This window comes from Jannaschia rubra, from assembly GCF_001403735.1.
Classification (GTDB): domain Bacteria; phylum Pseudomonadota; class Alphaproteobacteria; order Rhodobacterales; family Rhodobacteraceae; genus Jannaschia; species Jannaschia rubra.
Genome location: NZ_CXPG01000013.1, coordinates 123,221 through 138,007, shown reverse-complemented (window position 1 = coordinate 138,007; position 14,787 = coordinate 123,221). Strand labels below are relative to the sequence as shown.

The following is a 14,787-nucleotide window of genomic DNA, read 5'->3' as shown; positions in this document are numbered from 1 at the left end:
TCGACCCCTTGCACCGTTGTCGGCTGGCCCGCGCCGCACAGTCGACCGAGGCGCAGGTTGCTTTCCGGAGACCAGCGGCAAGGCACCTTACCGCCACCTAGAGACGTCGGGCCTCTTCCCTCAATCGGGTCTCGAAAGCGCGGCTCAGATGTTCCCGCAGGGCATTCGCCGCGGCATCGCCGTCGCGTCGGGCAATCGCCTCGACGATGGCGCGATGCTCGGACAGAGCAGCCTCTCCCCGGCCCTCGGCCGCGAGCGAGGTCGTGGCCATCAGCGCCATCGACCGATGGACCGTCCCGAGTTGCTGGACGAGATAGCGGTTGTGAGAGGCAAGATGGATCTGGCCGTGAAATCGGCGATTGGCCCGGGCAAGCGCATGCGCGTCGCCCAGCAGCGCCTCGTCCTCGTCGACCATCTGACGCAGGACGACGATTTCCTCGCGGGCCGCATGTTGCGCGGCCAGCCGCGCGGCCAATGCCTCAAGCTCCGTCCGCACGGCGTAAAGTTCCGCCATCTGATCGTGGTTCAACGTCGCCACGATCAGGGAGCGGCCGTCGCGCATCAGAACGGCCTGCGTCTCTAGTCGCTGCAACGCCTCGCGCACCGGGGTCCGCGATACGCCGAAACGATCGGCAAGCTCGCTCTCCACGAGACGGTCGCCCGGACGAAAATCGCCCCGGTCGATCGCATCGAGGATCAGCGCATGTGCATCCTTCTGCGCGATCTGGACCATGGCACCCCGTCGTCTGGCCGCCCCTCTGTCGGGCGATGAACGCTATCGCCCCGCCGCGCGCCCGGCAACCGTTCGGAGCCTTGACCGCCCGTGACCGGCCCGCCAAACCCGGCCCGAGACATTCGCAAGGTTCGCCGTCGATGCCCTTCGATCACATCACCACCTGGGTCTTCGACCTGGACGAGACCCTCTATCCGCCCTCCGCCCCGCTTTTTCCGCAGATCGAGGCGCGGATGGTCGGCTGGATCGTCTCGGCCCTCGACGTGTCGCTGGCCGAGGCCGACCGGCTGCGGGCGCGGTGGTGGCACGATCACGGCACGACGCTCGCAGGATTGATGCGTGAGCATGGCGCCGACCCGGCACCGTTCCTGGAGGATGTGCACGACATCGACTTTTCGGTCCTGTCACCCGACCCGGACCTGCGAGCCGCCATCGTAGCCCTGCCCGGCCGCAAGGTCATCTACACCAACGGGACGGCCCCCTACGCCCACCGGGTTCTGGCCGCACGCGGGTTGGACGGTCTCTGGGACGCGATCCACGGGATCGAACATGCAGGCTACGCACCCAAGCCCGACCGGGCCGCCTATCGGCGTGTGTTCGGCCGCGACGGTCTCGACCCGACCCGTGCCGCGATGTTCGAGGACAGCGCCCGCAACCTGCTTGTGCCTCACGAGATGGGTCTGGCGACGGTTCACGTCGCGCCCCTGCGCGCGGATGTTGCCCATGTGCATCATCACGCACCCGACCTGACAGGATTCCTGCGCGGCATTCTGGCCTCTGGAACCTGAAGCCCGCGCGGCCTAGCTGTCGCGCATGACATTCGACACCGATATCCTGATCGCCGGGGCCGGGCCCTCCGGACTGGCCGCCGCCTGCGCCTTGGGCGCGGAGGGTCATCGCGTCGTCCTGGTGGACCCTGCCCCCCCGGTCACGGGCGAGGACGCGCCGGGCGCTGACCTTCGGACCACCGCGCTGCTGCAACCCGCCCGCACCATGCTGGAGCGGGCCGGTGCCTGGGACGGGCTGGCGCCGCGCGGCACCGCGCTTTGGAAGATGCGGATCGTCGATGCGGCGATGCCCGATCCGGTGGTTCGCGACTTCGATGCCCGCGACATATCCGACGCGCCCTTCGGCTGGAACTTTCCGAATTGGGCGCTGCGGGGTGCATTGCTCGACCGGGCCTCCTCGCTCGACACCGTCGATCTGAGGTTCGGCCTTTCGGTTACGGCGATGCTCCGCCGCAATGCCGCGGCGCGCGTCACCCTGTCGGACGGGACGCGCCTGACCGCGCGGCTTGTCGTGGCCTGCGACGGGCGCGACAGCGCTTTGCGGCGGATGGCGGACATCCCCGTGCGGCGGGTGGATTATGGCCAGACCGCGATCGTCTTCGCCGTCGCCCATGATCGCCCGCACGAGGATGTCTCGGTCGAGGTGCATCGCTCGGGCGGCCCCTTCACACTCGTGCCGCTGCCGGATCGGGAGGGGGAGCATCGGTCGGGCGTGGTCTGGATGGACGATGCCGCGATCCAGCAGGCCCGGATGGAGATGTCCGATGCGGACTTCGCGGCTGCTGCGAACGAGCGGTCTGCGGATGTTCTGGGTCATCTTCGCCTGGTGCCCGGGCGCGCCGCATGGCCGATCCTGTCGGTGCTGGCCGGGCGGTTCACGGCGCGGCGCCTTGCCTTGGTGGCGGAGGCCGCGCACGCGATGCCCCCTATCGGCGCACAGGGATTGAACACCTCGTTGAAGGACATCGCCACGTTGCGTGACCTTGCGGCGACGGGAGAGATCGGATCGGACTCGATGCTCGATGCCTACGCGCGGGCGCGCCAGGCCGACGTGGCGCTGCGGATGGCGGGGATCGACCTTCTCAATCGAAGCTCCATTGCCGGACTGGTGCCGGTGCAACGGCTGAGGCGCGCGGGCGTCGCGGCGTTCCACGACGTCCCGCCGATCCGGCGGGCGCTCATGCACCTTGGGCTCGGTGCGACGGAGACCCCGCAGGGCCGCCGACCCGATGTTCAGTCGGCGAAGACCTGATCGACCACCCTGCCGAGACGGTTCACCGTGGCGTCCACGTCCTTGAGCTTGTCCAACCCGAACAACCCGATGCGGAAGCTCGAGAAGTCAGCCGGCTCGTCGCATTGCAGCGGCACGCCGGCCGCGATCTGCATCCCATGCGCCATGAAGGCCTTGCCCGACTGCACTTCGGGCGACGGGGCATAGCTGACGACAACGCCGGGTGCGCCGAAGCCTTCGGCCGCGACGGACCGGATGCCCTTGGCGGCCAGCATCTCGCGCACGCGGGTTCCAAGTTCCCATTGCGCCGACTTGAGGCGGGCGAAGCCGTAGTCCCGCGTCTCCTCCAGTGTGTCGCGGAAGGCACGCAGCGCATCCGTTGGCATGGTCGCGTGATAGGCGTGGCCGCCGTTCAGATAGGCCTGCATGATCACGTGCCATTTCTTCAGGTCGATCGCGAAGCTGTCGGAGGTGGTTCCCTCCATCCGCTCCACGGCGCGGTCGGACATCATCACAAGACCGGCACAAGGCGAGGCGGACCAGCCTTTCTGCGGTGCGGACAGAAGGATGTCGACGCCGGTGTCCTTCATGTCGACCCAGACGCAGCCCGAGGCGATGCAGTCGAGCACCATCAGGGCGCCGACCTCATGCGCGGCCTCCGCCATCGCGCGGATGTAGTCGTCGGGCAGGATCACGCCCGCCGAGGTCTCGACGTGCGGGGCGAAGACGACGTCGGGGCGCATCTCGCGGATACGCGCGGTGACATCGGCGATGGGGGGCGGGGCGAAAGGGCTGCGACTGTCGTTGCCGGACTGGCGCGCCTTGACCACCTCGGTCCCTTCGGTGAAGGCCCCGGCCTCCAGGATCTGCGACCAGCGATAGCTGAACCAGCCGTTCCGCACGATCAGCGCCTTGGCGCCCTGCCCGAACTGCCGGGCAACGGCCTCCATCCCGAAAGTGCCGCCGCCGGGGACGATCACGACGTGGTCGGCGTTGTAGACTTCGGCCAGCCCAGCATGAAGGTCGCGCATGACCTGCTGAAAGGCCTGGCTCATGGAATTGAGGGACCGGTCGGTGAAGACGACCGAGAATTCGTCCAGACCCTGCGGGTCGATGGTGTCGAGAAGGGCCATGTCGGATCTCCGCTGCTTTTGGCGCACTGTTTCACGGGGCGCGGGCGGAAGCAAAGGGGCCGCGGGGATTTCGCGCGGGCCGTCGCGCGCGTGGCCTAGATCGGGCCTGGCAGGCGTTCCTCGGACAGAAGGACGTTGGCCTCCACCTCGCCCACGCCGGGCAGGGCCATGATGCGACGGCGCAGGACGCGCTCGAAATCGGGCAGGTCGCGGGCGGTGACGCGCAGGCGGTAGTCGTAGCGCCCCAGAACGTGATCGACGCGGCGCACTTCGGGGATGGCCGAGACCGCCCGCTCGAAATCGTCGAGCGAGACGCGGCCCCGCGTGGCGAGCTTGATGCCCAGAAAGACAGTGACGCCGAATCCCAGTTTCTCCAAGTCGAGCGACAGTTCCCGCCCGCGCAGCACGCCGGTGTCACGCAGGCGGCGCAGGCGACGCCAGGCGGCCGGTTGCGACAGGCCGACCGCGCGCCCGACCGCTCCGGCCGACAGGGTCGCGTTTGTCTGCACGACGCGGAGGATCGCGCGGTCCTTGGGGTCGAGCGGTTCCATCAGATCGGCAGCGTCTGGTCGGTCTTGACGGTCGCGACATGCATCAGCGCCTCGATCTCGGCGATATGCGGCAGGGTCAGGATCGCATCGCGGTAGAGGCTCTGCCAATGCGCCATGTCGCGGGCGATCACGGTCAAGCGCAGGTCGACGCGGCCGAGGAACGTCTGCATCTCGGTGACTTCGGGCACCTTGCGGGCCGCGGCCATGAAGGTGTCGAAGGCGCGCGGTGCCGTCTTGTCGAGCTGGACACGAAGCGAAACCTCGACCGCATAGCCAAGGGCCGTCCAATCGATGACGCTATGCACGCCGCGCAGCACCCCGGCCTCGCGCAGACGTTCGATCCGACGTGCGACGGTTGCCGCCGGCAGGCCGATGGCCGCCGCGAGGTCGGCCGCCGTCATGTCGGGGTCCGCCTGCCAGCGACGCAGGATGCGGCGGTCGATGTCGTCGAGCATGATCTTCTTGTTTCTGATCCAATCAAAGAATGACTATTCCACCCGACAGCTGAATACCACGTCGGGTTCTTCTCTGCATCCCGCGTGCAGGCCGCTACCCATGTCGCAGCATCAACACAAGGAAACCGAGACATGCGCGTTTACTACGACCGAGATTGCGACGTGAACCTCATCAAGGACATGAAGGTCGCCATCCTGGGCTACGGCAGCCAGGGCCATGCCCATGCGCTGAACCTGCGCGATTCGGGCGCGAAGAACGTCGTCGTCGCCCTGCGCGAAGGCAGCGCCAGCCGCGCCAAGGCCGAGGGCGAGGGCCTGAAGGTCATGGGAATCGAGGAGGCCGCCGCCTGGTGCGACCTCATCATGTTCACCATGCCCGACGAACTTCAGGCCAAGACCTACCGCGATCATGTGCACGATCACCTGAAGGACGGCGCGGCCATCGCCTTCGCCCATGGCCTGAACGTCCATTTCGGCCTGATCGAGCCGAAGAAGACCGTCGACGTCATCATGATGGCGCCGAAGGGCCCCGGCCACACGGTCCGCTGCGAATACCAGAAGGGCGGCGGCGTACCCTGTCTCGTCGCGGTGGACAACGACGCCTCCGGCCGCGCGCTGGAGATCGGGCTGTCCTATTGCTCCGCGATCGGCGGCGGCCGGTCGGGCATCATCGAGACAAACTTCCGCGAGGAATGCGAGACCGACCTGTTCGGTGAGCAGGCCGTGCTTTGCGGCGGCTTGGTCGAGCTGATCCGCATGGGGTTCGAGACGCTGGTCGAGGCGGGATATGCGCCCGAGATGGCCTATTTCGAGTGCCTGCACGAGGTGAAGCTGATCGTGGATCTGATCTACGAGGGCGGCATCGCCAACATGAACTACTCCATCTCGAACACGGCCGAGTATGGCGAATACGTCAGCGGGCCGCGCATCCTGCCCTACGACGAGACCAAGAAGCGCATGAAGGAGGTCCTCACCGACATCCAGACCGGCAAGTTCGTGCGTGACTTCATGTCCGAGAACGCCGTGGGCCAGCCCAGCTTCAAGGCCACCCGTCGTCTCAACGACGAGCATCAGATCGAGCGCGTGGGTGAGAAACTGCGCGAGATGATGCCGTGGATCTCGGCCGGCAAGATGGTTGACAAGACGCGGAACTGAGCAAGGGGCGGAGCCGTTCGCCCGAACGGCTCCGCGCTCCGGTCGATCCGGATATTTGGACCCCGCTACGGACGACCGTCAGGGTTGGTTATGCAACATGAGAGAGTTCGGAGAAAGTCATGGCGAAAGCGATATCCGAAATGTCCGACAATCAGCTGGATGCGGAAATCGCCAACCACGAACGTCTCGGCGAAACGCGAAGACCCAGGTACGATGACCTTCTGGAGGCCCGCGGACGACGATCCGGTCTCGATTTCGAGACGTCGCTTGCGTTGATCGCCAGGGCCGCGGCCGAGGGTCGGTATCTGAGCTATGGCGAGGTCGCAGACGAAAACGGTGCGGACTGGAACGCCATCCGACATGCGATGAATGCCCACCTGGGGGATCTTGTCCGCTGGGCGCACCTGCGTGGCTTGCCGATGGTCAGCGCAATCGTGGTCAACAAGCGGCATATCGGGACGGGCGACATGGATCCCTCCACCTTGAAAGGGTTCTCGGTCGCCGCTCGACAACTCGGTTACGACTTCGACGATGCCGACGCATTCCTGCGCGATCAGCAATCGGCGGTGTTCGCTCATTATTCGGAATGACGACGCAATCCATAGCCTGTCGCATCCGCGCAGTCGGGACATTCGTGCCATGAGCGCCACGACCGACACCCCCGTATCGGCCCCGACGCCGGGAAACTGGGCATCGGTGATCGGCCTGGGGCTGATCTGGGGCGGTACGTTCATGGTCGTGACCATCGCGCTGCGCGGATATGGGCCTGTCACGGTCGCCACGGCCCGGACGACGCTCGGGGCGCTGGCGTTGCTGTCGCTGGTTGCGGTCACAGGACGCTCCGCGCCACGCATGACCCCGACGCTCGCGGGGTTCGTCCTGACCTTGGGCGTATTGACTTCGGCCCTGCCGTTCATGCTGCTGTCCTGGGGGCAGCAATACGTGCCTTCGGCCTTCGCGGGGCTGTCGATGGCGGTGCTTCCGCTGTTCGTCCTGCCCATGGCGCACTGGTTCGTCCCGGGCGACCGACTGACGGCGCGCAAGGCGATGGGTTTCGGCCTGGGGCTCACCGGAGCGCTGGTGCTGCTCGGGCCCGGCATCGCACTTGTCGGCGACGGCGACCTCGTGGCGCTCGGCCGACTCGCGTGCATCGCGGCGACCGTCAGCTATGCCCTCGGTTCCATCCTGACACGCCGGTGTCCGCCGGTCGATGCGATATGGCTCTCGGCGCTGACGCTGCTGGTCGGCGCGGGGATCCTGCTGCCGGCGATGTTGCTGGTCGAGGGGATGCCGGGCCTGGCCAGCCCTGGCACAATGGCGGCGATCGTGTTTCTGGGCCTGGTCCCCACGGCCCTTGCGACGCTTCTGCGGGTGCAGGTGATCCGAAGCGCCGGACCTTCGTTCATGACGCTGGTGAATTATCAGGTGCCGGTCTGGTCGATGCTCTGCGGCGCGTTGCTCCTGGGCGAGGACCTGCCCGGCCGGTTCTTCGCGGCACTCGCGCTGATCGGCTGTGGCCTCGCGGTCAGCCAGTCGGGGCATCGCGGACCGCGAAAGTCGAAGGCCCCACGCCGTCCTTGACACCTGCTGCAGCGCGACGGACACGGACGCGATGCTGGACGTGCGCCCTGTCGGATATGTGATCGGCCTGCTTCTGCTGGCGCTCGGGGGGTCGATGGCCCTGCCGATGATCGCCGACATCGTCGCCGGCAACGGCGAATGGCCGGTCTTCGTCGAGGCCGGGACCATCACCCTCCTGATCGGTATGTGCCTGTCGCTGGCGACGTCGAACGCCGTGCCCGAGCGGTTGAGCCGACAACAGACGTTCCTTCTCACGACCTGCGTGTGGCTTATGCTGCCGGTGTTCGCGGCCTTGCCGCTGATGATCGGCGCGACGCAACTCAGTTATACGGATGCCTTCTTCGAGGCGATGTCGGGCCTCACCACCACCGGGTCGACGGTCGTCACGGGTCTCGATGCCCTGCCGGAAGGGATCCTGCTCTGGCGCGGCCTGCTTCAGTGGTTCGGCGGCATCGGAATCGTCGTCGTGGCGATGGTCTTCCTGCCCGAACTGCGGGTCGGCGGCATGCAGATCTTCCGCTCCGAGGCCTTCGACACGGGCGGCAAGGTCCTGCCCCGCGCGGCCGAGATCGCCTCGACCATATCGACCATCTACCTCGCGATCACGGTGGCATGCGGGCTCGCGTATCGTGCGGCCGGGATGGACCCCTTCGACGCCATCGTTCATTCGATGACCACGGTCTCGACGGGGGGGTTCGCCAACTACGACGCGAGCTTCGAGCGGTTCCAAGGGCCGATCGAGTACATCGCGACGTTGTTCATGCTCATCGCCGCCTCACCATTCGTCCTTTACGTCCAGATGGTGAACGGGAATGGAAAGCCGTTGCTGACCAACAGCCAGTTACGCGCCTTCCTGGGCACGGTCGTCGTGCTGGTGGGCGTGACCGCGGCCACGCTGATGCTGGTGGACGGCTATCACCCGGAACAGGCGATCCGCGAGGCGATGTTCAACATCGCGTCGATCCTGACGGGAACGGGCTATGCCAGCGTCGACTACATGCTCTGGGGCGGCTTCATCATCGCGCTTTTCTTCTTCTGCGGGCTGATCGGGGGATGCGCGGGGTCGACGTCGTGCTCGGTCAAGATCTTCCGATATCAGATCCTGTTCGCGGCGATGAAGGCGGAGCTGCAGCGGGTCCATTCACCCCACGGCATCTTCCGCCCCCGCTACGAAGGCCGCCCGGTCGGCACCGACGTGCTGTCTTCGGTAATGGCGTTCTTCGTCCTGTTCGTTGTCACGCTGGGCGTTTTCGCCGTGCTTCTCGCCATGACCGGGCTGGACTTCGTCACCTCGATCTCCGGCGCGGCGACGGCCATCGCCAACATCGGGCCGGGCCTTGGCGACATCATCGGGCCCGCGGGCAACTTCTCGATGCTGGGCGATACGGCGAAGTGGCTGCTCGCCGCGGCCATGCTGATCGGGCGGCTTGAACTCGTGGTGGTCTATGTGCTGTTCACCCGCCGCTTCTGGCGCGGATGACAACGGTCATTTCCAGCAACCGACCAGCACCGTCATGCCGATGGCGAGCGTGGTGAGGTCTTCGGGCGCGACGGCGCCGCTCCCGGTTCCAGGCGGGGTGGAGTCGATGCCCGCGTCCTCCAGCAACCGGGCGACCGCGGACGCTTTGAGGGCGAAGGTGAGGTCCGCCGGCAAGGCCCGGTCGTCGCCTGCCGGTCGAGGCAGGAGCAGGCCCGCGACCCGTCCCGACGCATCGAGGACGGGGCCGCCCACGTCACCCGCGCGTGCCGCGAGCGACAACCGCAGCAGATCGCCCTCGCCCTCCAGTCCGCGCACATCCTCCAGCGACCCGAAGGTCAGCGTCGCATCCCCCAGGATACCGCCGTAGGGAAAGCCACCGACCGCGACCCGGCTTTTCAGGCGCCCCTCCGCCGGTGCAAACGACGCCGTCGCAAGGGGGACGAGCCGGTCGATTGGCCGAAGCACCGCGACGCCGTCCCGCGACAGGATCACCTCGGCTTCGTGCCTTCGGTCGATGGTGACGCGTCCGCAGCCCTCGACGGTGCCCGATGCCGTGACGACGACGCCGCTCCGGTCGACGAAGAAGCCGGAGGCGGAGCGCAGCGGTTGCCGAACTTCCAGCCCGGACACCATGTCGAAGCTCTGCTCCGCAGGCTCGAACCCGGTGTCAGGCGAGAGGGCCGGTCCGGTCGATGTGAGCGTCCGCTCCATCTCGGGCAAAGCGCGCGCGGCCAGCTTATCCTGCGCTTCAGGCCAGCTGAGGATATAGCCCAGGATGTTGCCGTTTATCAGCCGAGCGGAGACCCGCGTCGTCCGATCGGGTGCGATCCCCGTGATCTGGAACGCTTCCTCCGAACGGGAGCGGTCACCGAGCGTCGGAACGATGTCGAGCGTCTGGATGATCTCGTAGAGCCCGGCGAGCGTCGCCGCGTCGCCCGGCTGCGAGATCAGTGACATGCGGACGCCGCTGCCGTCCTTCTCGGCATAGTGGACGAAGGGCGCCTCGATCCGGTCGAATGTGACGAGCCCCATGGGTGCGGTCAGCGAGATGCCGGCCTTGTCCACCGCCAGCGGTTCAAGGCCCAGTTCGGCCTGCGCCGCCGTGTAGTCCTCCATCAGACGGGACCGTTGGCGCGTCGTCAGGATGCCGGTCACATCGGCGACCCCTGCGGAGACCTGCCAGCGACCCATCGAATTGCGCGTGCCGGAACCATAGCTGCCGTCGATTGCGCCCTCGTAGAAGCCGAGCCATTGGAGCGCGCGCTGGATGTCCATCTTCGCCTCCCGCGTCAGGAGGGACTCGGAGCGGCGTGCCTCCCGCGCCGTCTCCTCCGGCTCGGGGGTTTCGGGGACCGGGACCACGGAGTCCGGCACGGCGGAGTCCGGCACGGCGATGCCGGCGGTCTGCGTGTTGCCGGTCGGCCTGTCCGATATGACGGTTTCCGACGCGCCGCCCACGGGCCAGAAGCGCTCGCCGTAGGTGTCGCCTTCGGTGACATAACTGTCGCGCGGGATCAGACCCTCATTGCGCAGACGGGCAAGGCGAACGACGGCCGTGTCGGGGTCATAGGGCCCGAGCGCGATCCCGTACCAGCCGCCGCCCAGCGAGAACCCGTTGATATCGGTGACGATGCCGCCATAGGCGCGCGCCCGGCTCATGGCCTCGACCAGACTGGGATGTGCCTCGATCTGGACGAAGGCGCGATCCTGCGCGGCGGCGATCCCGGCGAGGACGGACAGGACGATGGAAATCAGGGCCAGACGCATGACACCTCTCGTAGGGGACAATCCTTGACGCTTCCTTATCAACCGGACCGCTCAAGGAAAGGCCTGCGCCACCCGGGAAGGCCGAGACGCGCCGCGTTGACGGGCAGAGTGTTGCCGCATAGACGCGGTGCCGACCCCGCAGCCGGAGACGAAGCCCCATGTCCGACGCCCCCCGCTCGTTCCAGGAGATCATCCTGCGGCTTCAGTCCTACTGGGCGGGCAAGGGATGCGCCGTGCTGCAACCCTACGACATGGAGGTGGGGGCGGGCACGTTCCACCCCGCCACGACGCTGCGCGCGCTCGGGCCGAACCCCTGGACCGCGGCCTATGTCCAGCCGTCGCGGCGGCCGACGGACGGGCGCTACGGCGAGAACCCGAACCGCCTGCAGCATTACTACCAGTATCAGGTCCTCATCAAACCCAGCCCGCCCGACCTGCAGGACCTCTATCTCGGATCGCTGCGCGCCATCGGCATCGACATGGACCTGCACGACATCCGCTTCGTCGAGGACGACTGGGAGTCGCCGACCCTCGGTGCCTGGGGCCTGGGCTGGGAGGTCTGGTGCGACGGGATGGAGGTGAGCCAGTTCACCTATTTCCAGCAGGTCGGCGGCCATGACTGCCACCCCGTGTCGGGGGAGCTGACCTATGGGCTGGAGCGTCTGGCGATGTATGTGCTGGGCATCGATCACGTCATGGACATGCCGTTCAACGCCTCCGACGCGACTATTCCCCTGACCTACGGCGATGTCTTCCGCCAGACGGAGGAGGAATACGCTCGCTGGAACTTCGACACCGCCGACACCGCCATGCTGCTGGAGCATTTCAACCAGGCCGAGGCACATTGCGCCGAAATCCTGTCGCGCCCCGCGCTGGACCCGAAGACCGGCAAGCGGATCGTCATGGCCCATCCGGCCTATGACCAATGCATCAAGGCCAGCCACATCTTCAACCTGCTCGATGCCCGGGGGGTCATTTCAGTGACCGAACGGCAGGCCTATATCGGACGGGTGCGTACGCTGGCCAAGGCCTGTGCCGACGCTTTCCTGCAGACGCGGGCCGGCGGCTGGACCGACGCGGCCTGAGGAAGGAACCGGACCATTGGGCAAGTTCGCAGTTATCGCCATCCTGCTGTCGGCGCTGCTGGTCGGCGGTGGCATCTGGTACGCGCAGACGCGGGGCTACTACGCCACCGTGGACGGGCCGGTGACGCTGACGCTGGCGGCGCCCGACGGGTCGCTGACCACCCTGCCCGTCGTATCGCTCGAGGCCATCGCGTCCTCATCCTCACCATTGGGCTTCCGCGCCTGCTTCGTGACCGACATCGACCAGACGGCCCTCGGCGGCGAAATCCCGGTGGAGGTGCGTGCGGCCCCTGCCCCGACCATCGCGCCGCCCTGGTTCGACTGCTTCGACGCGGGCGTGGTGGACGGCCTGCTGCAGGCAGGCGAGGCGACGGCCTATACCGCCTATCATAATGCGCAGTACGGCGTGGACCGCATCGTCGCGCTGACGCCCGACGGGCGCGGCTGGGCCTGGCATGAGTTGAATGACTGCGGCGACAAGGCCTATGACGGCACCCCTGTGGGCGAGGAATGTCCCGACCGTGCGAGTTTTGAACCCCTGATCGAGGGAAGCCTCTGATGTCCGACCTTCTGATCGAACTGCTGTCCGAGGAAATCCCGGCCCGGATGCAGCGGCGCGCGGCCGATGACCTGCGCCGGCTGGTGACCGACGGGCTGGTCGACGCGGGGCTGACCTATGCCGGCGCGGTCGCCCATTGCACCCCGCGTCGGCTTGCCCTGTCGGTGCAGGGCCTGACCGACCGCAGCCCGACCACGACCGAGGAGCGGCGCGGCCCGCGCACCGACGCGCCCGACAAGGCCATCGACGGCTTCCTCCGCGGCGTCGGCATGACGCGCGATCAGCTCGACATCGTGGACGACAAGAAGGGTCAGGTCTATCTTGCCCGCATCACGCGAAAGGGGCGCGATGCTCCCGCCATCGTGGCCGAAGTTCTGGAAGCGACGATCCGCGATTTCCCCTGGCCCAAGTCGATGCGTTGGGGCAGCGGCAGTCTGCGATGGGTGCGGCCGCTTCGGTCGATCCTGTGCATCCTCACGAACGACGAAGGCGCGCAGGTCGCGCCGCTGGACGTGCATGGGATCGTCGCGGGCGACACGACCGAAGGCCATCGCTTCATGGCGCCAGACCGGTTCCGCGTGACGTCCTTCGACGATTACGAGGCGCGGCTGAAGCGTGCGAAGGTGGTGCTGTCGTCGCAGGACCGCGCCGATGCGATCTGGCAGGAGGCGACCAACCAGGCCTTTGCGGCCGGGCTGGAGGTGGTCGAGGATGCGGGCCTTCTGGCCGAGGTGGCGGGCCTCGTGGAATGGCCCGTCGTCCTGATGGGCCGGATCGACGAGGCATTCCTGGGCCTGCCGCCCGAGGTGTTGCAGACCTCGATGAAGGAGCATCAGAAATTCTTTTCCGTCCGCGATCGGGACGGCCGGATCGTCCGCTTCATCACCGTCGCCAACCGTGAAACGGCCGACGACGGCGCGACGATCCTCGCGGGCAACGGCCGTGTGCTGTCCGCCCGGCTGGCCGATGCGCGGTTCTTCTGGGAAAACGACCTCCGCGTCGCGCAGGACGAGAAGATGGAGCCCTGGATCGCGTCGCTGGCCAACGTCACCTTCCACGCCAAGCTGGGCAGCCAGAGGGAGCGGATCGACCGCATTGCCGCGCTGGCGCGCGAAATTGCCCCCGCCGTCGGCGCCGATCCCGATCTGGCCGAACGCGCCGCGCGGCTGGCCAAGGCCGACCTGTCCTCGGAAATGGTCTACGAGTTTCCCGAGTTGCAGGGCCTGATGGGCCGCTACTATGCCGAAGCCGCGGGCGAGGCCCGCGAAGTCGCCGCCGCCGCGCAGGAGCATTATTCGCCGCTCGGCCCCTCGGACGATGTTCCGACCGCGCCTGTGTCGGTGGCCGTGGCGCTGGCCGACAAGCTGGACACGCTGGCGGGGTTCTGGGCGATCGATGAGAAGCCGACGGGGAGCAAGGATCCTTATGCGCTGCGGCGGGCGGCTTTGGGGGTGGTGCGGTTGATCCTGAGCAGTCAGACGTCAGCGAATCTGAGACCGATTATTGTCCGCGCTTCGCGCCAAGACATTGAATGGCAAAGGCTCAAGGGACGTGCCGATGCAACGCGGAAAGCCCCTTCAGAAGCTGCTGATGCCACTCTTCCGCAACAACAGCTTCAGCATGCCTCTTCAGGTGATGATTGCGAACCGGAAGAGTACGGGGCAATCTTGGCACAAGACCTCCTCACCTTCCTCCACGACCGCCTCAAGCAGCACCTCCGCGACGAGGGCATCCGCCACGACGTCATCGACGCCTGCCTGACCGGCGACCGGACCGACGACCTTGCCGATCTCGTCGCCCGCGCCCGTGCGCTCAATGCCGTGCTGGCAACGCCCGACGGCGAAAACCTGGTGCAGGGATACAAGCGGGCCGCGAACCTGCTGGCGCAGGCGGAAACGGCAGACGGGGTCGAATACAGCTATGGCGCGGAGCGCAAGCTGGCCGAGACCGACGAGGAACGCGCGATGTTCGACGCGCTGGAAGCCGCGCGCCCGAAGATCGATGCGGCGCTGGCGGCGGAGGATTATCCGGCGGCCATGGCTGCGCTGGCGGACCTACGCGGTCCTATCGACGCCTTCTTCGAGGCGGTGCAGGTCAACTCCGACAACGCCATCGTCCGGCGCAACCGATTGAACCTGCTGTCGGAAATCGTGCGGACCTGCACCCGGATCGCTGACCTGTCGCGCATCGGCGGTTGATCTCCGGTCGGGCATCGCGGCAACACCCGAAGCGGCGATGCCCAACGGGGCCTATGCAGACGTTGCGGAAC

14 protein-coding genes are annotated in these 14,787 nt (G+C 67.0%); 9 read left to right on the top strand and 5 right to left on the bottom strand.

The annotated features are described in order from the left end of the window. Positions 1-97: 97 nt before the first annotated feature. Positions 98-733 (bottom strand): GntR family transcriptional regulator, encoded by a 636-nt coding sequence (locus JAN5088_RS05505; protein ID WP_055681813.1) that lies wholly within the window; start codon positions 731-733, stop codon positions 98-100. Positions 734-873: 140 nt separating this feature from the next. Between JAN5088_RS05505 and JAN5088_RS05500 the strand changes: the two genes are divergently transcribed. Beyond that, on the top strand, positions 874-1,521 hold the full coding sequence (locus JAN5088_RS05500) for a pyrimidine 5'-nucleotidase (RefSeq protein ID WP_055681812.1): 648 nt from the start codon (positions 874-876) through the stop codon (positions 1,519-1,521). Between the two features lie 25 nt (positions 1,522-1,546). Further along, complete coding sequence (locus JAN5088_RS05495) at positions 1,547-2,773, top strand: FAD-dependent monooxygenase (RefSeq protein WP_055681811.1); 1,227 nt, start codon at positions 1,547-1,549, stop codon at positions 2,771-2,773. Here JAN5088_RS05495 and JAN5088_RS05490 read toward each other — a convergent pair. The 3 genes from JAN5088_RS05490 to JAN5088_RS05480 all read right to left on the bottom strand — a co-directional run bounded on the left by JAN5088_RS05490 (position 2,755) and on the right by JAN5088_RS05480 (position 4,891). Beyond that, positions 2,755-3,885 (bottom strand): aminotransferase class V-fold PLP-dependent enzyme, encoded by a 1,131-nt coding sequence (locus tag JAN5088_RS05490; RefSeq protein WP_055681810.1) that lies wholly within the window; start codon positions 3,883-3,885, stop codon positions 2,755-2,757. The two genes, JAN5088_RS05495 and JAN5088_RS05490, sit on opposite strands and share 19 nt — an antisense overlap. 95 nt (positions 3,886-3,980) lie before the next feature. After that, positions 3,981-4,436 carry an Lrp/AsnC family transcriptional regulator gene (locus tag JAN5088_RS05485; RefSeq protein WP_055681809.1) on the bottom strand — a complete coding sequence of 152 codons (456 nt, stop codon included), beginning with the start codon at positions 4,434-4,436 and terminating at the stop codon, positions 3,981-3,983. Next, positions 4,436-4,891 carry an Lrp/AsnC family transcriptional regulator gene (locus JAN5088_RS05480; protein ID WP_055681808.1) on the bottom strand — a complete coding sequence of 152 codons (456 nt, stop codon included), beginning with the start codon at positions 4,889-4,891 and terminating at the stop codon, positions 4,436-4,438. Before JAN5088_RS05480 ends, JAN5088_RS05485 begins: the two co-directional genes overlap by 1 nt. Positions 4,892-4,975: 84 nt before the next feature. Between JAN5088_RS05480 and ilvC the strand changes: the two genes are divergently transcribed. The 4 genes from ilvC (at position 4,976) to JAN5088_RS05460 (ending at position 9,107) form a co-directional block, all read left to right on the top strand. Then, positions 4,976-6,046 (top strand): ketol-acid reductoisomerase, encoded by a 1,071-nt coding sequence (gene ilvC / locus JAN5088_RS05475; protein ID WP_267885366.1) that lies wholly within the window; start codon positions 4,976-4,978, stop codon positions 6,044-6,046. A 119-nt stretch (positions 6,047-6,165) separates the two neighbouring features. After that, complete coding sequence (locus JAN5088_RS05470; protein WP_055681806.1) at positions 6,166-6,636, top strand: hypothetical protein; 471 nt, start codon at positions 6,166-6,168, stop codon at positions 6,634-6,636. 49 nt (positions 6,637-6,685) lie between these two features. After that, positions 6,686-7,627 carry a DMT family transporter gene (locus tag JAN5088_RS05465; RefSeq protein WP_055681805.1) on the top strand — a complete coding sequence of 314 codons (942 nt, stop codon included), beginning with the start codon at positions 6,686-6,688 and terminating at the stop codon, positions 7,625-7,627. A 31-nt stretch (positions 7,628-7,658) separates the two neighbouring features. After that, positions 7,659-9,107: a TrkH family potassium uptake protein gene (locus tag JAN5088_RS05460; protein ID WP_055681804.1), complete on the top strand. Its 1,449-nt coding sequence runs from the start codon at positions 7,659-7,661 to the stop codon at positions 9,105-9,107. Positions 9,108-9,113: 6 nt separating this feature from the next. Here the strand turns inward: JAN5088_RS05460 and JAN5088_RS05455 are convergent, their stop codons facing one another. Next, entirely contained in the window at positions 9,114-10,874 is a 1,761-nt protein-coding gene (locus JAN5088_RS05455; RefSeq protein WP_055681803.1) for a serine protease, read from the bottom strand. A gap of 158 nt (positions 10,875-11,032) precedes the next feature. Here JAN5088_RS05455 and JAN5088_RS05450 point away from each other — a divergent pair, with 158 nt between their 5' ends. From JAN5088_RS05450 to glyS, 3 genes are read left to right on the top strand one after another with little or no spacing between them, the layout of a single operon-like run. Continuing rightward, positions 11,033-11,959, top strand: a complete 927-nt coding sequence (locus tag JAN5088_RS05450; RefSeq protein WP_055681802.1) for a glycine--tRNA ligase subunit alpha — start codon at positions 11,033-11,035, stop codon at positions 11,957-11,959. A gap of 16 nt (positions 11,960-11,975) precedes the next feature. Beyond that, entirely contained in the window at positions 11,976-12,518 is a 543-nt protein-coding gene (locus tag JAN5088_RS05445; protein ID WP_055681801.1) for a DUF6446 family protein, read from the top strand. Further along, complete coding sequence (glyS, locus tag JAN5088_RS05440; protein WP_055681800.1) at positions 12,518-14,716, top strand: glycine--tRNA ligase subunit beta; 2,199 nt, start codon at positions 12,518-12,520, stop codon at positions 14,714-14,716. The genes JAN5088_RS05445 and glyS overlap by 1 nt, the downstream gene beginning before the upstream one ends. Positions 14,717-14,787 lie beyond the last annotated feature (71 nt).

Bases quoted from the DNA above. Each gene is read 5' to 3' on its own strand.
- JAN5088_RS05480 (WP_055681808.1), bottom strand. From the start codon at position 4,891: ATGCTCGACGACATCGACCGCCGCATCCTGCGTCGCTGGCAGGCGGAC.
- JAN5088_RS05455 (WP_055681803.1), bottom strand. From the start codon at position 10,874: ATGCGTCTGGCCCTGATTTCCATCGTCCTGTCCGTCCTCGCCGGGATC.
- JAN5088_RS05460 (WP_055681804.1), top strand. From the start codon at position 7,659: ATGCTGGACGTGCGCCCTGTCGGATATGTGATCGGCCTGCTTCTGCTG.
- JAN5088_RS05500 (WP_055681812.1), top strand. From the start codon at position 874: ATGCCCTTCGATCACATCACCACCTGGGTCTTCGACCTGGACGAGACC.
- JAN5088_RS05490 (WP_055681810.1), bottom strand. From the start codon at position 3,885: ATGGCCCTTCTCGACACCATCGACCCGCAGGGTCTGGACGAATTCTCG.
- JAN5088_RS05465 (WP_055681805.1), top strand. From the start codon at position 6,686: ATGAGCGCCACGACCGACACCCCCGTATCGGCCCCGACGCCGGGAAAC.
- JAN5088_RS05470 (WP_055681806.1), top strand. From the start codon at position 6,166: ATGGCGAAAGCGATATCCGAAATGTCCGACAATCAGCTGGATGCGGAA.
- JAN5088_RS05450 (WP_055681802.1), top strand. From the start codon at position 11,033: ATGTCCGACGCCCCCCGCTCGTTCCAGGAGATCATCCTGCGGCTTCAG.
- glyS (WP_055681800.1), top strand. From the start codon at position 12,518: ATGTCCGACCTTCTGATCGAACTGCTGTCCGAGGAAATCCCGGCCCGG.
- JAN5088_RS05495 (WP_055681811.1), top strand. From the start codon at position 1,547: ATGACATTCGACACCGATATCCTGATCGCCGGGGCCGGGCCCTCCGGA.
- JAN5088_RS05485 (WP_055681809.1), bottom strand. From the start codon at position 4,436: ATGGAACCGCTCGACCCCAAGGACCGCGCGATCCTCCGCGTCGTGCAG.
- JAN5088_RS05505 (WP_055681813.1), bottom strand. From the start codon at position 733: ATGGTCCAGATCGCGCAGAAGGATGCACATGCGCTGATCCTCGATGCG.